This window comes from Teredinibacter sp. KSP-S5-2, assembly GCF_032773895.1.
Classification (GTDB): domain Bacteria; phylum Pseudomonadota; class Gammaproteobacteria; order Pseudomonadales; family Cellvibrionaceae.
In genome coordinates this window covers 460,794-480,674 of sequence record NZ_CP120416.1, presented here as the reverse complement: position 1 = coordinate 480,674, position 19,881 = coordinate 460,794, and the positions used below count along the sequence as shown (strand labels likewise).

Here is a 19,881-nt window from a genome sequence, read left to right as displayed (position 1 = left end):
TTGAACTATAACGGCCAACGCCCAAGTCACCCCGTGGAGGCGAACTTTTGGTGTAATTTTTTCGCTACAGTCGATTCAATGGTTTATCACTTGAGTCGATCCAAATTCTTTGATGTCAACCCCCACCAATATTCACCAGGCTTTTCGTTGTCTGGAAACTGAAGTGCGCCTGCTGCGATGAGATGCTTCTTTAGCTCTTCATCGGTATAAGCATTGCCAAAATATTGCTTAATAGCTCCGAACGACCTTAATTTCCAATCTTCCTTGTATGACAGCAAGTATCTTAGAGTCGTTTCCACATTCTCCTGCTCCTGACGGTTGCTTTCGTTAACATAGATTGTCGCGCCAGAAGCGATAACCCCGATAAATACAGGAACTAAAACGGATTCAACTAACTTCATTATATCAATACTCCATTTTGTTTTGTCGGACCAACGATCAGCGAACCTGTGGTGAGCTGGCAACACTAAAGTGGTACTAGTTCAACGAGTGTTTGGCATCCGGTTTAATGCGAATTATAAGGCTATTGGCATCGACATACGGTGAGAACTATTTATAAACCCGAGCTTTTCGTAGAAAGCGATAGCAGAGCGATTAAATGAAAACACTTCTAAATTGAGATCACTAGCGCCATATTCTTTTGCTATCTTGTACACACTTTCATACATGGCAGTACCTATACCTCTCCTTTGACACTTTCTGGATACCACAATTGTCGCTATTCGGCACCTTTTCATTGGATTTAAAAAAGGAAGATTTGGCATATCAGACATCTCCGCCGCCACAAAACCCGCTATCTCTTCATTTAAAACAGCAACCAAAACGAAACCACCCTCCTTCTCATGGGAGTTTTTCCAAAACTCCCAATCATCACCTTCTTTTCCAGGATTACAAAAATACTTTGGCTCTTTTTCGAAATGCTGTTTATTAATCTGGTGGGACAATTTACACAGACCGGCTTTATCTGAGTCTTTCAAGTATCTAATTTCCATAAAACTTCCAAATCTCAATGTAGAGCCAACGATTTACCCAAAGGACGACACCAGCCATTTGTTATGAATTTTTACCGAAGTGTTTGCCTTATATGGTTCGACCCGTACCAATATATCGGGCCTTTATAAATTGTTGAGTGCCTAACCACTGGGATTCCATACCCGCAATTAAAGCACACGATGAACTTCTTCGATTTTGGAGAATACATAGAATACCCCCCAGCACCAGCGTTACCTATAATTCCCAATTTTGTATCAATCCCGATATCACCTGTCAATACATAATATCGTCCGGGGTTTTCAACTGACTGATAGATCTTACCACTCAGTTTTTTGTTAGCTTCGACTAGAACAATATCTGTAAGCACGAAATGTAATACGTCGCCCTCATACCCAAGTCGATTTACAAGCTTATTCGACCACTCTATGTCTTTCGGAGACATTACATACTTAGAGTAGTTTATTGACAAATCCAACTCGTATCTAATTTCACTATCAGCTCCATCTCCGGATAGAGCAAAGGATGAAACAACAAGTAAAAATAATGATAAATATCTCATGTATACATAACACCCGTCACAATCGGATTTATGAATAATATTCATTTTAGTTAAAAGCTCCCCAAAAGATAAGCGCCAGAATAAATATCATGTTTCCGATGCAGTAGATTCCGGGCAAACCTCATCCCAAACATGTTCATTTACAGATTTTTTCCCTTCATAGCAAATCTTTGGAAGCGGGACACCTTTGCTAAATATACATTTATGAAACTTCCTAATACTTAACGAAAAACAATAACCCAGTCCGTTCATTTTTTCATCTTTGAAAGGTCCAACGAAAACAAATAAATCAAACTCCTTCAACTTACAAACTATATCCTCGCTTTTAGAATATAGAATTTTACATTTTTCCAAATAGAAGTTTGCATCATTTTCAAGAGTTTTAGGAGAATTTGACGGTTTACTACTAGAGCATCCCAAACAAAGAAATACAACTAAAATCAAATAGATTATTCTCATATCATTCCAGAATATAACGGGCCAACACTCAATGTTATCCCGAAGGGGTGACATCTGGATAAGACTAAAGACATACACGATCGTCCATCTCCCCCAACCACCTCATATCTGAAAAAGGAGAAAGCCCTACCAAGTCCGCACAGGTTGATTTGTTAATCTTTAAAGTATTGCTTAAATTCTTCAGAGGGTTCCCGGTCTGAATAAATGTACACAGAATTACCTATAGGGTCTATAACAGAAAAACCTCGATCTCCCCAAGGATGGTCTTCTAGTGGCATAACCTCAGATAAACCGGCTTCCATCAGACGCCTGTGTTCTGCATCAACATCATCGACGGCAAAGTTTAAGGTTACTCCGGCACCAGAATAAGTAGGCATATCACCTTGAGGCGCCATAAACTGAATACTCACACCTTGTGTTCCAATATCCATGTTGAGATACCAACCGCAATCGAATGTAATCTTTGCACCAAGATACTTTTGATAAAAATCCCTGCAAGCGGAAATATTTTTTGTACAAAAACATGAGGATAATTGATTTATATTCATGATCACTCCCTAGAAATAAACGACTAATTAATAGACTATCGAAGTAACGCGTAGACAGTCCATTTTGAACTGTCTTGCTCTGAGTGACAGTGATTAAGACGCCATCACACTTAGAAGCTCTAACATTTTTTGCTTCCCTTTGTCGGTATTTGTGTAACGGTCTAACGCATCTTTAATATATAGGCATCCACCTTCAGTTACTGCAGAGGCATTAGAAAAATTCTCTATAGCATAAGGCCTAAATTTAGAATCTCTAAGTGCGGATTTAAATTTTGGATACATGTTTTCAAACTTAACTACAGAGCTACTATATTCACTCCTTTTTGATTCAGGACATCGGCTAGGCATCATTTCTAATACTTCATAGAAACGAGAAACTACCTTACGTTGCTTTTTCTCTATAGGAGAAAGCTCACTCGCGACTGAAACAGAAGCAAGAATTAGAGCAGAAATAAAAAAAATGTATGATTTCATTCAAATCCCTCTATACACATAACGAATCAATGCTCAATATCGCAGCGCAGGGGTAAGCATTAAGAGCAAATTAATAGACTAATGTGCTCGCTAATTTTTACAAACCACTTCTTAGTTTAAAGTAAATTCCTGCTCAATTTCTGGCACTACGCGGACAACTATCTGCGACAAAAAATTGAGCACCGACCCGATACATGGCCGAGGTCGCGCAGCGAGCGAGACCGTGTATCGCCGCCAGCAGAGGCGCAGCATCGCTGCGTCCTGCTGACTGGCTTTGTTATAGCATATCAATATCTTCAAGCACCTCACGGGGCAGTCTCATTCCCATGTTATTGCATACATATCTTAAAGGGTCATCCATGCGTCTTAGCAGATCAAACATTTCCTCTGTTAAGCGTGGTTCGTCAGACAGTTTATGGCGGTATTTACTTAAGAATTTAAGGAAGTCACGATACCGAACAATAACCTCCTCCATGGCTCTAGGGTCAATGTCAGATTCAAGTAGCCTCTCTTCTCTCATATGACGGCGGCGCATTTCGAGGTCACGGTTACTTCTAGACATCATGTGTTCAAAGTAATCAGGAGGCAGTATGGTAGTTGGATCTCGAAGTAATTTTTGATTAGTTCTACTGATTTCCAGAACTTCCTCTAACACGCGAGATATGTAATCATTATTTTGTTCGGGAGCCTCGGAATCTTGTTGGTCTTGACCTTCTAGAGTTTCGATTGCTCCAAGCTCTTCATCTAATTTTGGCCACCAAACATCAAATGTTTTTTCGAGTCTAATTTCTTCAATGCCGTGCTCACCGCAGGCTTCATTTACAGCCTTTAACAGTTTAAACACGTCTTCTTTGTCATGAATCGTCGACTGGTACTGAAGAATTGGCCCGGTCACATCCGACCGTTTTATTCGAAACAAAAATGGGCAAACTCTACTTTTATCGACACTCTTTCCTAGAGCGCCAGCCTCAAAATTCAACCAAGGAGCATCAATATTATCGGGGGTAACACATAAAACCCCGAATGAAGATTCGTCTAATTCAGAAGCGATATCAGATGACCACCTTGCTCCTTTATCAATATCTTCTGAAGAAACATAAGGAGTAATGCTCTGAATAACTGAAGGCAACCAGTCACGCAGAGCCTTGGCTACTTTGTGGCTAGTCTCTCCAGACCAACTAATAAATACTTTCACATATTCTCCTTAATATAATCATTAGTATGCAAGCTATAACGGGTCGGTGCTCAATGTCACCCCGCAGGGGTGAACTTTTGGAGCAGATTGATAGGCGGACGCGCTCGCCTATTCTCGCCAACCGCTTCTTAGTTTAAAATTAATTTTTACTCAATTTATAGCACTGCGCGGACAACTATCTGCGACAAAAAATTGAGCACCGACCCGATACATGGCCGAGGTCGCGTAGCGAGCGAGGCCTTGTATCGTCGCTATAAGCTGTAATTTTAAGTATGCTAGAGTGAAACGGGAGCATGCTTAAAATTACAGCCTTAATAGCTTTGTTAGATGATCTGCTATTCATTGACAATAAACTCTTTCCCCAGACAATTAATTTCGGCGTTTTGGTGCATTAAACAGAATTTCACCAGCCGCGCCATTAAATCTGAGTCTATAGTTGAGTATAACTCTAAAAGCCGGCGATATATCCACTCATCGTTTGCTTCAAGTAATGTTGCGGCACATTCTTCGACATGTTGGATAACCAAACGTCTCGGCATTTTCTGAATACAATATCTTCCTATAGTTATATTACCGATATTTTGACAAGTACATGCGAGTTCCAAATAATGCCTAAGAATATTCTTAAACTCTCCTAGCGGAAGCTCTTTAGCTTTATGTATCTCTTCAAGCTCATTGATCCCGAATTTGGATAGGTACTCCAGCTCATTTTTGACATATGGTATACACGTATCAACTGAATTCACTATAAATTCACTCATTTCTACTCAGGCATCTAACGCCCGTAGCTGCCGTATTTTAGTAGGGTAGCCGCAGGCGAAACGGATAAAATATCGGCCAGCCTACGCTTGTTATGCGAGTTCGAAATTAACTGCATTTATATGCAATGCCTCGTTGAACACTCTTCTTCTCTTTATTCGTATTTTCTTGCATTGATATTAAGTAAAGCAAGTTTCCTCCAAGAGACTCGACCTTTTTATCCAGTTGCTTTCTCGCACGAATGGAATCTACCTTGTTCGACTCTACCCAACCCAGATTAGAGCAACTATTCAAATCCGGAGGCACATCAACAATACGAATTGGAATGCACCCAGATAAGAGTAAAACTAGAGTTATTAGTGAAAACGCCTTCATTTCTATTTTACGCATAACGGGTCGGTGCTCAATGTCACCCCGCAGGGTGTCGTTTATGTTTGTTTATAGCATACTGCTAATGGCTTTTGCGTGCCAATACCGGACTATATGTCTAATCGAGTATTGGAATATTACGGCTCAAAAGCGGACATCTTACCTGCACCTCCATTTACACCTTACGTGAGAAGGCGTTATACGCTATTACCATTGTCACTTGTTATCAGCTTCTTGCAGCACTCACTAACTCGTTACTAAATTCAGGAACGAACAAGTACATAAAAAGCATCGTAACTGCCGCGAACACAAATACCAAGAAAAATACACGCCAATACCAAATACGATAGCTTTTACCTTTGTCCGTTAGGTACATACCAGTAAGCAGCTCCAAGCCAAAGAACTTAAACAAAGCTGGTGCACCTTGAGACTGATTCTTTGTTTTAAAAAGCAATACTAAACAGGTAATTATACAAAAACTCATTAGTAGACCCGGAATGAAAACTAACTTTTCCATAGAAAGCTACCCGATACATGGCCTAGACCCAGCTCGTGGGCGAAGCTGGCTAAATTTGTTAAATTTCAACTTTGACCTCGTAGTTAAGCCTGCACTCTGATACCACATTTTCGAAATCAAATACGGCTATTAAATTGATAGCCCTCAACTTCTCCCCTGTCGCGTGAAACGCTGCCACCACTTCACTGACTTCACGATTGGTAGCAATAGGAATGATAAGATCAATGTCACTCCGCACTCCTACGGAAATCATGATTTCATCGAAATGTAAATCGCCTACAGCTTTTGGTAAGTATATTTTTAGAACACCCAGTCCGTCTTTTTCTGGTGTATATACAGTACGAACCTTGTCGGCAAGAAATGTTCTATTTGCTTCAGAATGGCATTCCCTAGGCACAACACCTCCGTCAGGAATCTCGTCTAGTGCCAGCACCATACCCGAAAAAAAGGTTGCCAGAAACCCTAATAGTACTTTCATTGTTTTGAAAATTTCAATACCTTGTAGCTGTGAGCAATTTGTAGCGAAGAACGAGTGAAAATTGGTTTGCCAGACTACTCTTGTTATGTTTTTATTCCTCGCATTATTGGATCTTTTAGTTTTCCATGAGAGGTTTTCTAGAAGCGTATTTTTTATTGATTTACGGGAAAACCAACCCAACTAACATCTTCAGAATTAGGATGTAGATTACAAGTATCTGAGCCACCTATCTTTACTTCCTTGTTAGACATTTGCGCTGCTAGCAGTAAAGAATATTGTTGTTTTCCTAACTCGGTATTTAAATCTATAACCCATCGTTTCGAACCGCTAGACAACTGACTATAGGTATTACACACAGGTGGATTAGTGTGATTTGTTGTATAAAAAAATAACTTTGCAGGAGGATAAACATGTTCGATTTGAACATGTCCACTACCAGAACCAGCCAATAAGGAAGGCGAAATCACAAATATTACAACCATGTATATTAACTTTCTATTCATTGATAATCCTCGATTTAAACATAACGGGGTGGTGCTCAATGCCATCCCGCAGGGGTGAACTTTTGGAGCAGATTGATAGGCGGACGCGCTCGCCTATTCTTGCCAACCACTTCTTAGTTTAAAGTAAACTCTAACTCATCTTATAACACTTTGCAGACAGCTATCTGCTTACAAAATAGAGCTCCAACCCGACACATGCCTGAGGTTGTGCAGTCTGCGAATAGCCGCAACTACCCTTTTATTGCTGGCCTTGCCTTATTATAAGACCCACATTACTCTACGCTCAACTCGCCATCAACCCCAACAGCCCAAGCAAAGAAACTGATGCAAAAAGTGAGGTAGAAGGAAAGTAAAACGGATTAATTCCCCCTTTCAGAGCAACCACAATACTAAGCGATGATAGAGCCATATTCAAAATGGTTAAGAATACTACCAATTCTGGACGATCAGGGTGTAACGCCACATAGCCATAAGCAACACTCATAAAAAGTGTGTAAATTGTTGTTATGTGCCAACAGTAATAGTTCAACCATTTGGACGCTATTGGCAAACTTGAATTGGCTAATAAAGGTGCGGCCACACGAGGGCCACCAATAAACGTATGAACAGAGAAAGTAATCAGGCCCATCAACGCCGCCCCCCAGAATAACGTAACCTGCATACTTTACCTCATATAATGCCGCTGTAAGCTTCGGCTTTGGATTTTAGTGCTTTGTAGTAGCGTAGCGTTAAGCCACAACACGAAGCGGAGAAGTTGCCAATTTGACAACTACGGCATGTATTGCCTTAATTAATGCCATTTCTGTTGAATTTGTTGTTGTTGTTGCTGTTGCTGTTGCATTTGGCCATAAATTAATTGCTGCTGCTGTTGCTGCTGCTGAACTGACGCACTAGTCGCCTTCCTGGACTCTACAGATTTTTCGACCTCTACCAGTTTTTCTGATACTGTTTTGTCAACTTTAACTTTTAATTGAGTGGATAGCTTCTGCACTGTAGCATTTAGCGAAACGATTGTTTCTGCCAATTTTTTTAGATCTTCAGATTGCTGATTTGTAATACTCAGCAGTTCTGCATTCACTTCTTTTTGATTCTTATTAAAATCGATCAACTGTTGGTTTCTTTGGACTTGAGAATTTAGTTGACTCTTTGCAATTCTTAAATCTTCTGTCGAAGACTGAAACGCCTTCCAAACTGTAGCAGTAGAGAAACCAATTGCAGCGATCAGTATTCCCTGAACAACCCCTTCTGCGACCTTGTTAAACATGCTTTCTCTCCTTTGATAGATTTTGTAACGCCAAGCGAAGCGAAGCGACGTGCGATAACACGTCCTCGCTTGCGCTTCTTATTAGTTTACTTTGACTCTGCAGTGGTTGGATCGATGACAGCTTTTACTTGATTTACGGCTGAAACAGGAAACTCGCCCATTTCGGCATGCTTTCGAACTATATCTTCATCAGGAGCAATATACACACAATATATTTTGTTATCTGTGATATAACTTTCAACCCACTGGATTTTCGGTCCTAATTCCTCTAGCACATCACAAGACTTCTTAGAAATACTTTGTAAATCAGCACTTGATAATTTCCCGGCATTCTCAAGCTCTCTTTCAATAACATATTTAGGCATTTTGAATCTCCAATCTACCTACGGGATTAAAAGTATAGTAGAGCTTTGACAAACAAGTAAACTAACAAACTGGCGCTCACGACTCCACCAAAGGATGAACTTCTGGGGTAGATTCATGGGTGGAACCGCTCGTCCATTCTTAATAAATTTTTAATATGCTTTTCAGGCGAGTTCAATCTGGAGAAACCCTACCCAAACCGGGTTTTAATAAAAACCAGCAATAACGACACCATTCACTTTAGAATAAATTTTTCTAAAAAACTTCCTTGAAACATACAGCCCAGCCCATACATTCAGCAGTACAGAGGATAGGTCGATACGACTATGCTCTGTCACTCTTGACTTTATTTTATGTTGCTTCTTATGGAGGATGTATTATGAACTCAATTGATTTAACCCCCCTATACCGTAGCAGTATCGGCTTTGACCGTTTAGCTTCACTGCTTGATTCCGCTTTGTCATCCGACACTGTGGCTTCAGGCTACCCTCCCTACAATATCGAAGTGCTTGCGGATAACAAGTACGCAATCGAACTCGCGGTTGCCGGCTTTGACGAAAAAGAACTCGATATTAAAGTAGAGAAAGGCACCCTTATTGTTCGTGGCGAAAAGCAACGTCAGGATGAACACAAGTATTTATATCATGGCATTGCCAATCGTACATTCGAGCGTAAGTTCAATTTAGCAGACTATGTCGAGGTGATAGACGCCAGCCTTAAAAATGGCCTCTTGACCATTAGCCTGGTAAAAGAAATTCCAGAGGCGATGAAACCAAAATCTATTGCCATAAACAATGGCAATAAAGCTCTGGAAAACAACGTTGAACGGGACAACAACAAAGCCGCTGCATAACGTCCTGGCACGTCACACCCGGTTTATACCCGTGTGGCGTGCCACTAAAATGTGGTCCTATTAAACACAGAACCCATTACTTGGTTGTATTAGTGCCTTTATGAATTGGAGGTGAGCTATGAACCTGGAAAAACTTAACCCCTGGAATTGGTTTAAACACGAAAACGCAGCCAACGAAAACCAGAATCACATTCCGGTATCGCGAGACAAAGCAGAAAGTCTGACTATTACCGAAAAGAATCCGTTGGTTCAATTACACAAAGAAATGGAAAGGCTGTTCGATCAGGCATTCAGTGCGTTCGGCATGCCAGCTAGCCGGTCGATTTTTGACGGTTTTTCTCCGGAGAGTTTTACTGGAAAAAGAAATCTACTCGGAGACTACCGCCCCAATATAGATGTGGCGGGCAACAACAAGCAGTATGAAATATCACTGGATGTACCGGGATTAAAAAACGATGATCTTTCGATAGAAGTGACCGGGGATGTATTAACCATCAAAGGTCGTAAAGAAGAAACCAGGGAGAATAAGGATAAACAGTTTTATCGGATAGAAAGAAGTTATGGCTCGTTTCAGCGCACACTCTCGCTTCCCGAGGATGCCTGTGCTGATGATATTCAAGCCAACCTGAAAGATGGTGTACTCACACTTTCTATTCCTCGATTGGAACGAGAAGAGAAGGATGTAAAACGTATACCCATTTCTTCATAAAGCAAATAAAAGGGGCGATGATTTCCGCCCCTTTTTTGGGATACCAATATATCCAAGGATATTGAGCTTCTACTTGTTAACTGTATTGGAATGGGCTTTATTTTTTCCACTGGGCAGAGTTCTATTCCGTTTTGGTCCCGGAGCTGCTTTTCCATTTCCTGAAGCTGAGTGTCTTTTCTTTTTGACTGCGGCTTTCCCCGGCTCTTTTTCATTTCCTGCTGAACCTTTTCCGGGTTGACCACCTCTTACATGATTGCCGTCTTTATGTTCCACCTTCGGCTTTTTCGGACGTTTTATTTTCCTGGGCTTTACGCCAAGCTTGGATTCTGGAACATCGTGCACAGGCTCAAAATCATCCATAATTTTTCGCGGTAAAATTTTATTGATTAAATTTTCAATCGCGGACAGCTGCTCAAACTCATCTGCCGACACCAAGGATACTGCCTGCCCGCTTGCCCCTGCTCGACCTGTTCGGCCAATACGGTGTACATAGTCTTCGGCAACTTGTGGCAGGTCGACGTTCACCACCTGAGGGAGTTGATCGATATCGATGCCTCTTGCCGCGATATCCGTGGCGACCAGCACATTGACACTCCCGCTTTTAAAATCCGCCAGGGCTTTAGTGCGCGCGTTCTGACTTTTACCACCATGAATGGCGACGGCATTCACACCCGCCGTAGTTAACGTTCGAGCCAACTTGTTGGCACCGTGCTTAGTTCGACTAAAAACCAACACCTGCTGCCAGTTGTTTTCTTTAATCAATGAGATGAGTAACTTGGGTTTTTGCTTTTTATCAACAGGACAAATCCATTGTTTTACTGTTTTGGCCGCGGTGTTACGCGGCGTAACTGATACTTCAACCGGATTGTGCACCAAGCTTTTTGCCAACTTACGAATATCATCAGAAAACGTCGCGGAGAACATCAGGTTCTGTCGTTCCTTGGGCAGGATAGCCAGAATTTTTTTGATATCGTGGATAAAGCCCATATCCAGCATACGATCCGCTTCATCCAATACCAGAATTTCCAACTGTTTGAACTTCACCGCATTCTGTTGGTATAAATCCAATAATCGCCCCGGTGTCGCAACCAGAATATCGACGCCTTTACGCAACGTCATCATTTGTGGATTTATTTTTACCCCGCCAAAAACGACAGCAGAACGAAACGGTAAATAGCGGCCATAGGTTTCCACACTCTCGCCGATCTGCGCAGCCAACTCTCGTGTTGGCGTAAGGATCAGCACACGAGCCTGATTGGCTTTGGCACTTTCGCCTTTTAACAATTGCTGCAATATGGGTAACGTAAAGCCGGCGGTTTTTCCTGTACCGGTTTGCGCTGCTGCCATCAAATCCTTGCCCTGTAAAACGACGGGAATGGCTTGCGCCTGAATGGGGGAAGGCGTGGTATAGCCAGACTCGGCGATGGCCTTTAATATTGGCTCGGATAAGCCAAGTTGGTTAAATGCGGGGCCTGATGGTTTCGAGGTACTGGGCTTGGTGTTCGGCTGTGAGGTCACTATTGTCTGGCTACATAAGAAAATGGCTGCGCAGTGTACAGTATATAAGCAAAATCTACTATCTATTCCCATTCCCCTGCGCAGGGTGCAATGCACCACAATGCAAATTTGAGGTATTGTCCTTCATTTCTTGGTTTTCTATCCTGAGAAAGAAACGTAGACTGAAGCCAATTCAAAACTGCGCCAAAGCGGTATTTTCAACGAAAGCGAACCATCAGGAACACACACAGATGAAGCTGGTAGAACAGATACATAATACCCTCACAGCTACCCCAAGATCCTTATCAAAACTCAACCGCGAAAGTTATATCTGGCTGGCGTTATATCTAGTGCTAGCCCTTGCCGTGTTCGGTTTAGTCTCCGCCATATTAATGGAAAACGAGGAGCATATCCGGCAGGCAATTTTTAGTTATATTTTCCCCAACTCCTGGCATGGACTGGCAGGCTGGATTGAGGGTTTCTTTTTCGAGTCTCAAACAAAAATTGTACTGGTTGGCATGATATTAAGTGGCTCGGTTATTGCCGCCTCCGTCTTGCTTTTCCCATTAAAGGAAAAGTGCTCTGCGGTATACGAAGTGGAGTCCGGACTCAGTTCCGGCTCAACCGAAGAATTCCCGCTTTTATTACAAGCCGTGGAAGAAACCAAGCTTATTCTTCTATACCTGACCGCACAACTTAGCATTTTATGGATTGGCTATTACCCTTATGCCTGGGCCAGTTGGCTTTCGTCTACATTAAGTATACTTTTCCTGTTTTACACATTCGGCCTGGACTTAATTGCCCCCACACTTCAACGCCACAGGATTCGCTATAACACCATACTTAAGCTTTTATCGAAAAACACATTACTTACGCTCGGGTTTGGTTGCCTATTTTCACTTCCCATGATTGGCTTAGGTACCATTGTTGTTTCTATTGAAGACTTAAGTTTGGTGCAAATGTCTTCAATATTGTTTTTGCTCAATATTCTCTGTATTACCCTGGCCATTCCGGTAGGTACCTATATTGCAGTGCAACTGTTTCCCGATGTGAAAAATACGACCCCACCAAGTTTAACTACTCGGCGCTGGGGCTACTCTTGCCTGGCCTTATTATTAGTGGTGAATCTCTTTTTTCATGGCCGGTTACTGCAAAGCTTTCACCACAAAAGCCAGTTTTTGAAATGCGAATACCAGGTAGACTGGGATTCGTTTAATTTGGACACGCCGGGGTTGTCCGCCCTATTTGGCGGAAAATCGGAAATTGATTTTTCATTTGTGCTACAAGTCAAAAACCCAACCGATTTCGATTTGGTTGTCGAGAACAGCACCCTGACGCTGGAACAATACGGAAAGGAATTTGCCAAGGTCGACCTGGATGAGTTTTCGGTTCGATCCGGCGAAGTAAAAAACAACACCATACACCTGAAATCCAAACTGGATACAGAAGCGCTGTCAAACTTTATGAATTTATTAAACGGCTGGGATATCAAGCTAGAGTTTGAATTATTTCCCGGTATTCCGTTTGCGGTGTATGTGAGTGAATAATAACTTCAGGCCGCCAAAGTGCGGCCTTAGCAACAGAATGATTATTAATGTTCACGCTGATTCATCCGATCGGCCAATACAACCTTTAACAACTTTGAGTTTACGGCAACAAATAGACCTATACCAAACACAGCAAAGATCGTCGTAAAAATCTTTGATATATCTGTACTTGGAGTAAAGTCTCCATAACCGATGGTAGACACGGTCATCACAGAAAAATAAAAACTATCTACCCAAGACCAGCCTTCTATGGTTTTATAGAAAAACGTACTACCTGCCAATAACATAGACAGTAATCCAACTAGAACTCTAAATTCTTCATCGGACTTTATCGCCAAAATTATGGCCTTTACAAGCCTAATGAAACTAATATAAAAGTTTATCATGCCAATCCCCACCTTATCATAGGCCGTATATCTATTAATCAACAAATAGAGTGGAGAATACCTAACAAAAAATCAATAGCAAACATCACCAATATGAGAGTATAAGCACATTAGAAATACTAATGTGTTAGCTGGATATAGTTGTATTCAGGTCAATGTTTATCACTGTGTTTTTTTTAAACGAGGAAAGAACTGGAACTTATTTCCACTAAGCTAGGTAATAGGGCAATCCAGTGGGAAAAAGCAAACTGTCGATAAAGGAACGTAAAAAATCACTCAGATCGAGTAGATTCAGTAGAATTTATCGGTAAACCGACAGGCTCTGGTTTTAAGGGAGCAAAACCGGATTGATTCGCCCCCTGCTCCACATTATGCGGGTTATGGCATTCCGTACAGGTAAACCAGCGCTTCTTGCCATCGCTTGCCCACTCTCCTGTTCGTTTACCGTGCAGTCCATCACGCCAGTCTGCTAGCGCTTTACCATGACAACTGCCGCATAAAGTAGGCGAGTCATTTATATGAATTATATTTCCGTAATTGTCAGTTAAACTTTTTCGATCTTTTTGGTGGTGACAATCCAGACACCAAATTGCACCTTTGCCATGTTTCATATTTAATGGGTCTGACACAACATCCCGATGCATCATCAATGATCTTGGCGTATTGTCCGCTTTCGGCGGCGGAAAAATACCATTGTGGCAACTTACTCCGCACACTGGGTATAAAACCATTTGGTCTTCTCTGGTTTTAACCAAAGCCTCTCCGCGGGAGTAATCTCCCTCAACTTTACGGGGAGCCATGGGTACCGTTTTATAGTATGGGTCGGCACTCCAAAGAACCGCTCCCGTATCATCTGAACACTTTACACTCGGCTCACCATCTTCTGTTGTAGATGGTGAGATTTTTGACGCACGCTCACGACTTTCAAAACACAAGGCATTCGCATTTAAAGAAAACGGGACAATAAGGAAAATAAAAAATAAGACGAAAAAAGCGTTCACTGAACCTCCTCTTCGCTGAGAGAAAGCTCTTTCACTTCGCGACCTGATATTTCTCCAAGTAATACACCAATGGCTCCCTTTATCAGCAAAGTCATTATTATTAAACCAATCGCCCAATTACCAAGGGAGTTCATAATTTCGATATAACTTGGTGAGTATTCCAAGTATTCACCAATAGGTGTCGGCACAGAACCTGGAATAACCAAACATAGGCCTTTTTCTATCCAGACTCCCACAAAAACTAGCGCGCATATAAATGGCAGTAATTGGTAATTTTTACGTACAGAGGGAAACATAAGCGCGATACAACTTCCCGTTAATACCACTGCCGAGGTCCAAAACCAGAGAACAAGCCCATTCACACCGTGAGCACCGAACATCAAATAACGTAAACCGGATGCATGTTCTGTCGGGTGATAAAACGCCGTAACGACTTCGGAGAATGCCAGAAATATCGCAAGAGCCAAACTAAAGACAAGAATGGTGGATAGTAAATCGATCGCCTTATCCTCTATCCATAGTTTGGTGTTACTTCGAATAACGAGAAATACGACAACAATAGCAGCCGGGCCGGCGGCGAATGCGGTTGCGATAAACCGGATAGGCATAATCCCGTGATGCCACATTGGCCTCGCCGGCAATGTACTCAATAAAAATGCTGTAACAGTATGAATACTCACCGCCCAGAATATAGAAACGAATATTAAAGGAAGATAAAACGAATAGTTTATCTTTTCACCACGGTAACGCTTATATAAAAAATAACATGCCCCAACAGCATTTAGAATAAAATACCCGGTCAAGACTAAAGTATCCCAAGCGAGAATAGAATAAGGGAAATTATAAATTCCAACGCCCGGTATCATATGCCATAAACGATCTGGCCTTCCCATATGAAAGACAATAAAAAGTAGACACACGATCACGGCAGAAATAGCCAGCATTTCGCCAAGAACGGCAATTTTTTTTAAGGGCGCAAAGTTATAGACATACGCAGGAAAAACAATGGTCACTGCACCCGCAGCCACTCCCACAAGAAAAATAAAATTGGCAACATAAATCCCCCAGCTAACCTGGTCAGTTAAACCTGTTACCACCATCCCCTGAGTAAACTGGGTATAGCTGCCATAGAACCAAGGCAGAATAAACAGCGTTAAGCAACCCAGCCAGATATAATATTGCCGGCTCCCTTTTAGCAAATAGGTAACAAAGTCGACAATAAATTCACGTTGTTGTTTTATTTTCGCCTCCCGTCAATCACTGTAGTAAAAAAATTTCGGGTAGGTATTGGCTTCCGCTTTTAAACGAAAAACACGTTTTTTATCAAGCACACGCCGAACTTCACTTTCTGGATCCAACAGGTTGCCAAATTTTCTCGCCCCCACAGGGCAGGCTTCGACACACGCAGGGTACCGCCCCTTTCTAACACGCTGAATACAGAACGTGCATTTTTCCACCACCCCTTTCATTCGTGGCCGGTTACCCAGGTAGTGGGTTTGGGGGTTCATTTTTTCCGCAGGAAGAACTGGTTTACTCCAATTAAATCGTCGCGCCCAATAAGGACAGGCTTGCATACACATGCGGCAGCCAATGCACCAATTGTAATCAACTACCACCGGGCCATCAGCTTCTCTATAGGTGGCCCGAACAGGACAAACCTTCACACACGGGGGCTTTTCACATTGCATACAAGCAACAGGCATGTAATGTGCCCCCGCTTCCGGCACAGAATCGACATCGTAATAATGATTCCCCTCCAGAAGAACCCCTGCGGCGCTATATGCATGTCCACCAACCTGCATGCCGTAATCGCCGGGATAACCATCTTCGAGCTTTTCGCGGGAAAAATTCCCTTTTTCCATCTGCAGAACCCGAATCCACTCGATATTCTGTTTCGCTTTACGAGACGCATTATTTTCTTCTACACACGCTTTAACGCAACGCCGGCAACCAATGCATTTTTGAATATTCAGGGCATAGCCAAAAAGCACACCAGCTTGCGCTTCGGACGTATCAACGGTTACATTTTTGCCATATTCGGCAGAATAACGTTGCTCAAGACGATTGACGGTAACTCGCTTTTCTTCATCCGTCATCAACCTGTAGTTGCTTTGGAAATGCTCTGCCCAGGAAACCTGAGAGGGGGCATCATCACAGCCCGTGACCAATGCCGCGGCACCTAATATAGAGGCAATAGAAACGCCTGAACCGAGAAGAAATTGACGACGTGAAAGGTCATTCGTCTCTGAATGAGAGGCTGCGCAAGAACCGCTGCTATCAAGATCGATTAAGGGAATTTTTTTTGCCACTCGCTACCTTCAATACTCGGAGGTATATCTGATGCTTGATACTAAATGGAAAATCGTTACTTTAATGTAAACTTTTGGCAAAAAATGTTTGTAGGTGAATAGAACTAAACCGGTTATCGCGCAAAATATGATCTCTATCAAATGAAAATAACACCCTATTGCTTGCCGTGCCTTAGCTAGCAATAATGCAAATAAGAATATTTTACGCAGCACAATCCAATGAATAAAAAAACACCAATCTATTTTGGCCCACCGTTAGTAAAACATACGGAAAATGAACCCAATACACTATTAAAGTCAGGTCGAATTAATCGAACAGCAGAACGTTATATGGCGCTGATTGAAAAACACGGGTTGGAGTTAACGGAAGCAGAGCAAACCTGCTTAAAAGAAGTCTGCCAGATCGGCTTTATGTCGCCAGACGATATTCAGAAAATGGCCGTAGATGTACGTATCGGAAATTTTAGTATTCCCAATTTGGATACCGATAAACTAGCTCAAAAATTAGAAAAAGCTCCCTTTGCAGATTTAGTGGCAACCGTTGAAAAATTGGGTTTCTAAAGCGAATATTATCAATGCCGCTATTCTTGGCATTCTGCATCCCCAAATTAGTCAGGCCGATATAGCATGAAAAATTGAGTATCTTCTATATACAAGTATAGGAGAGACAAGCGATATCACGGGAAACAACACAACAAGCCAATATTCTGAGACCACATCAACACCCCGAAGTAGAAACATTATATTGTCGACATATCCATACTCAGCAAGCTGAGGAACCACTTTTATCAATAACAAAAAGATAGGCATTACCGTACCGCCAATAAGCATCGCCGTTAGATTGCCAACACCGATGCATGCTGCAACAAAAAACAGCTTATTCCTACCCTTTTTTAAAAAAATATACGGGACGGGGAAAATCGACATTAAGACTAAAACTAAAGCAATAAAAAAATCAATCAGCCCCACAGATCAAATCCTTATAGAAGACATAAAGCATTCTCCCTGATAAGCAAGAAACTATAGCACTGCCACCTCCAACGAAAGCGAGCGTAAAAATAAGCTTATATGAAACTTCACCTGCAGGCAGATGAGGAGACTCTAACACCAGTGCCAACAATGCAAAACTAATTACACCATATGCACAAAATCTTAAACAAAGGCCTACTTCGCTACGAACCTTACTTTTTTTCATCTCATCGTTTTCTGCTATTAATTGGCAAATTTTAGAATTGGAGAAACAGTATCTGAAGGTAACATATATTGTCAAAACCGAGCGAACAATATCGGCCTCAATATACCCCTTCAGATCAATCCAACCCAAAGAAAAATCAAACCCATCTGACCGTGAGCTGACAGTTTAATCTTACCCAACTCAGGAAGCACACCAAAGATGATGTAAAAGCAGAACAAAGGATACAAAAATCCTATGCTTTGTGATACACATCCATCTGTGTAACACAATAACGACACCGCCCCCCTAAAGCAAAAAAGCCAAGCACGCATCACAATAGTACCGCCGGTAATAACATTCCCATACTGATGTATCATGAAGCTATATAAAAGCTGCCTACCATCCTTTCATATTGGCTACCCTGTGACATAGTCTACTATGTAAATTAAAACGTATTAACAACAGAGCGTCGTATGCTATTCACAAAGAAAACTCCCCCAACTGCAGTTCATACACATTCCGACTATGTTTACAATGCTATAAAGATGAATGTTCCATGGATTGAGTTTGATCCATCGGGAAGAATAATCGACGCCAGCGACCTTTTTCTATCCACAATGGGCTACACTCGCGAGGAAGTAATCAATCAGCATCATAGAATTTTTTGCGATAACGTTTATTCCAACAGCCCTGATTATCGAAAGTTTTGGAATCAACTTATTCAAGGCCACTCCATGAATGGATCTTACGAGCGCATTAATAAAGCCGGAGAGAAAGTTATCCTCCAAGCCACATATTTTCCAATAAAAAACGAAAACAAAGAGATTATAGCAATCGCCAAGATTGCCTCGGATATAACAGAATTGCATTCTAAAGAAGAAAGCAACAAAGCAATCCTGAATGCTTTGGATACCGCTCTTGCCGTAATTGAATTTAATACCGACGGAACGGTTATCAGTGCAAATAGAAACTTTCTTTCGGTTCTTGGTTACACGCTGCCCGAAATCAAAGGCAAACATCATAAATTATTCTGCTACGACGACTTTTACCAGGACAACCCCTATTTTTGGCAGGAACTGGCATCAGGCCAGTTCAAATCGGGTAAATTCCAACGAAAGAGATCCAATGGCGAAGAAGTTTGGATAGAAGCAACTTACAACCCAATTAGAGACAGCCACGGAAAAGTCTACAAGATCATTAAGTTTTCATCGGATATCACAGAAAGAGCCAAACAAGCTCTAGCTGTAAAGGAGGTATCTGAAATCGCCCACGAAACATCAGTCAACACGGTCAAAGTTGCACAAGATGCAACTCAAATACTTAACGAATCGGTTGCAATATCGAAAAACATAGCGGAAAAAATACATGAGGCGGAGGGAAAAATCACTCAGCTAAATGAACGCTCATCGAATATCACCGAAATAGTTTCGACTATTAAAAGTATTGCAGACCAAACCAACTTACTTGCACTTAATGCAGCGATAGAAGCCGCTCGAGCCGGAGACCAGGGAAGAGGTTTTGCCGTTGTCGCCGACGAAGTAAGACAGCTTGCACTACGCACAACAGAATCCACAGCAGAAATTGAATCTGTGGTGAATGAAAACAGTGCCTTAACAACACATGTAACAAACCAAATGAATGAAGTATCCGAAGCCGCCGAAATGGGCAACACCAAAATACAAGAAGTCGCTCAAGTTGTAGATAAAATAAAAGAGGCAGCAGAAGATGTGTCGAATAAGGTTGCCAGTCTTTCGGAAACTCAGATGACATTGTCTGACATCTCTAAATAAACATCTATCCCCAAAATCACCAGAATGAGAGAGTGGTTTTTATCACCAATCACGAAACCAACTCCTTTAAATTACCACAAAATGCTGCCACAACAATAAAGCCGTACGCAATTGAAAAAATTACTGCCACGAGT

General features: G+C 41.8%; 25 protein-coding genes. 5 read left to right on the top strand and 20 right to left on the bottom strand.

Features of this window, described 5'->3' with window-relative positions; genetic code table 11:
- Positions 1-86 precede the first annotated feature (86 nt).
- The 14 genes from P5V12_RS02255 to P5V12_RS02190 form a co-directional block, all read right to left on the bottom strand.
- Complete coding sequence (locus P5V12_RS02255) at positions 87-401, bottom strand: hypothetical protein (RefSeq protein ID WP_316955607.1); 315 nt, start codon at positions 399-401, stop codon at positions 87-89.
- Between the two features lie 114 nt (positions 402-515).
- Positions 516-992, bottom strand: a complete 477-nt coding sequence (locus tag P5V12_RS02250) for a GNAT family N-acetyltransferase (RefSeq protein ID WP_316955606.1) — start codon at positions 990-992, stop codon at positions 516-518.
- A gap of 71 nt (positions 993-1,063) precedes the next feature.
- Positions 1,064-1,552: a hypothetical protein gene (locus P5V12_RS02245; RefSeq protein WP_316955605.1), complete on the bottom strand. Its 489-nt coding sequence runs from the start codon at positions 1,550-1,552 to the stop codon at positions 1,064-1,066.
- Positions 1,553-2,163: 611 nt separating this feature from the next.
- Entirely contained in the window at positions 2,164-2,559 is a 396-nt protein-coding gene (locus P5V12_RS02240) for a VOC family protein (protein ID WP_316955604.1), read from the bottom strand.
- 93 nt (positions 2,560-2,652) lie between these two features.
- Positions 2,653-3,033 carry a hypothetical protein gene (locus P5V12_RS02235; RefSeq protein ID WP_316955603.1) on the bottom strand — a complete coding sequence of 127 codons (381 nt, stop codon included), beginning with the start codon at positions 3,031-3,033 and terminating at the stop codon, positions 2,653-2,655.
- A 277-nt stretch (positions 3,034-3,310) separates the two neighbouring features.
- Complete coding sequence (locus tag P5V12_RS02230; RefSeq protein ID WP_316955602.1) at positions 3,311-4,228, bottom strand: TIR domain-containing protein; 918 nt, start codon at positions 4,226-4,228, stop codon at positions 3,311-3,313.
- Between the two features lie 335 nt (positions 4,229-4,563).
- Positions 4,564-4,989, bottom strand: a complete 426-nt coding sequence (locus tag P5V12_RS02225; RefSeq protein ID WP_316955601.1) for a hypothetical protein — start codon at positions 4,987-4,989, stop codon at positions 4,564-4,566.
- Between the two features lie 106 nt (positions 4,990-5,095).
- Positions 5,096-5,377 (bottom strand): hypothetical protein, encoded by a 282-nt coding sequence (locus tag P5V12_RS02220; protein ID WP_316955600.1) that lies wholly within the window; start codon positions 5,375-5,377, stop codon positions 5,096-5,098.
- A 205-nt stretch (positions 5,378-5,582) separates the two neighbouring features.
- Positions 5,583-5,873: a hypothetical protein gene (locus P5V12_RS02215; RefSeq protein ID WP_316955599.1), complete on the bottom strand. Its 291-nt coding sequence runs from the start codon at positions 5,871-5,873 to the stop codon at positions 5,583-5,585.
- A gap of 58 nt (positions 5,874-5,931) precedes the next feature.
- On the bottom strand, positions 5,932-6,531 hold the full coding sequence (locus P5V12_RS02210) for a hypothetical protein (protein WP_316955598.1): 600 nt from the start codon (positions 6,529-6,531) through the stop codon (positions 5,932-5,934).
- Positions 6,504-6,854 (bottom strand): hypothetical protein, encoded by a 351-nt coding sequence (locus P5V12_RS02205; protein ID WP_316955597.1) that lies wholly within the window; start codon positions 6,852-6,854, stop codon positions 6,504-6,506. Before P5V12_RS02205 ends, P5V12_RS02210 begins: the two co-directional genes overlap by 28 nt.
- Positions 6,855-7,137: 283 nt before the next feature.
- Positions 7,138-7,515: a hypothetical protein gene (locus P5V12_RS02200; RefSeq protein ID WP_316955596.1), complete on the bottom strand. Its 378-nt coding sequence runs from the start codon at positions 7,513-7,515 to the stop codon at positions 7,138-7,140.
- A gap of 129 nt (positions 7,516-7,644) precedes the next feature.
- Positions 7,645-8,118, bottom strand: coding sequence for a hypothetical protein (locus tag P5V12_RS02195; protein WP_316955595.1), 474 nt, complete (start codon positions 8,116-8,118; stop codon positions 7,645-7,647).
- A gap of 86 nt (positions 8,119-8,204) precedes the next feature.
- On the bottom strand, positions 8,205-8,483 hold the full coding sequence (locus P5V12_RS02190) for a DUF4242 domain-containing protein (protein WP_316955594.1): 279 nt from the start codon (positions 8,481-8,483) through the stop codon (positions 8,205-8,207).
- 377 nt (positions 8,484-8,860) lie between these two features.
- Here P5V12_RS02190 and P5V12_RS02185 point away from each other — a divergent pair, with 377 nt between their 5' ends.
- Positions 8,861-9,334, top strand: coding sequence for an Hsp20 family protein (locus P5V12_RS02185; RefSeq protein WP_316955593.1), 474 nt, complete (start codon positions 8,861-8,863; stop codon positions 9,332-9,334).
- Positions 9,335-9,452: 118 nt separating this feature from the next.
- Positions 9,453-10,043, top strand: a complete 591-nt coding sequence (locus P5V12_RS02180; protein WP_316955592.1) for an Hsp20/alpha crystallin family protein — start codon at positions 9,453-9,455, stop codon at positions 10,041-10,043.
- Positions 10,044-10,112: 69 nt separating this feature from the next.
- Here P5V12_RS02180 and P5V12_RS02175 read toward each other — a convergent pair whose 3' ends face one another.
- Positions 10,113-11,561 (bottom strand): DEAD/DEAH box helicase, encoded by a 1,449-nt coding sequence (locus P5V12_RS02175; RefSeq protein WP_410483319.1) that lies wholly within the window; start codon positions 11,559-11,561, stop codon positions 10,113-10,115.
- A gap of 230 nt (positions 11,562-11,791) precedes the next feature.
- Here P5V12_RS02175 and P5V12_RS02170 point away from each other — a divergent pair, with 230 nt between their 5' ends.
- Positions 11,792-13,087: a hypothetical protein gene (locus P5V12_RS02170; protein WP_316955590.1), complete on the top strand. Its 1,296-nt coding sequence runs from the start codon at positions 11,792-11,794 to the stop codon at positions 13,085-13,087.
- Positions 13,088-13,131: 44 nt separating this feature from the next.
- On the opposite strand, the gene P5V12_RS02165 is transcribed toward P5V12_RS02170, so the two are convergent.
- The 4 genes from P5V12_RS02165 to P5V12_RS02150 form a co-directional block, all read right to left on the bottom strand.
- Positions 13,132-13,374 (bottom strand): potassium channel family protein, encoded by a 243-nt coding sequence (locus P5V12_RS02165; protein WP_316955589.1) that lies wholly within the window; start codon positions 13,372-13,374, stop codon positions 13,132-13,134.
- A gap of 371 nt (positions 13,375-13,745) precedes the next feature.
- The gene (locus P5V12_RS02160) at positions 13,746-14,474 is read right to left on the bottom strand and encodes a hypothetical protein (RefSeq protein WP_316955588.1); all 729 of its coding nucleotides are present in this window, start codon (positions 14,472-14,474) and stop codon (positions 13,746-13,748) included.
- Positions 14,471-15,673, bottom strand: a complete 1,203-nt coding sequence (gene nrfD, locus P5V12_RS02155; RefSeq protein ID WP_316955587.1) for an NrfD/PsrC family molybdoenzyme membrane anchor subunit — start codon at positions 15,671-15,673, stop codon at positions 14,471-14,473. The genes P5V12_RS02160 and nrfD overlap by 4 nt, the downstream gene beginning before the upstream one ends.
- A gap of 54 nt (positions 15,674-15,727) precedes the next feature.
- The gene (locus tag P5V12_RS02150; RefSeq protein WP_316955586.1) at positions 15,728-16,783 is read right to left on the bottom strand and encodes a 4Fe-4S dicluster domain-containing protein; all 1,056 of its coding nucleotides are present in this window, start codon (positions 16,781-16,783) and stop codon (positions 15,728-15,730) included.
- Between the two features lie 219 nt (positions 16,784-17,002).
- Between P5V12_RS02150 and P5V12_RS02145 the strand changes: the two genes are divergently transcribed.
- Positions 17,003-17,344 carry a hypothetical protein gene (locus tag P5V12_RS02145; protein ID WP_316955585.1) on the top strand — a complete coding sequence of 114 codons (342 nt, stop codon included), beginning with the start codon at positions 17,003-17,005 and terminating at the stop codon, positions 17,342-17,344.
- A 51-nt stretch (positions 17,345-17,395) separates the two neighbouring features.
- Here the strand turns inward: P5V12_RS02145 and P5V12_RS02140 are convergent, their stop codons facing one another.
- A complete protein-coding gene (locus P5V12_RS02140) occupies positions 17,396-17,752 on the bottom strand; it encodes a hypothetical protein (RefSeq protein ID WP_316955584.1) in 357 nt (118 codons plus the stop codon).
- 750 nt (positions 17,753-18,502) lie between these two features.
- Between P5V12_RS02140 and P5V12_RS02135 the strand changes: the two genes are divergently transcribed.
- Positions 18,503-19,747 (top strand): PAS domain-containing methyl-accepting chemotaxis protein, encoded by a 1,245-nt coding sequence (locus tag P5V12_RS02135; protein WP_316955583.1) that lies wholly within the window; start codon positions 18,503-18,505, stop codon positions 19,745-19,747.
- Positions 19,748-19,881 lie beyond the last annotated feature (134 nt).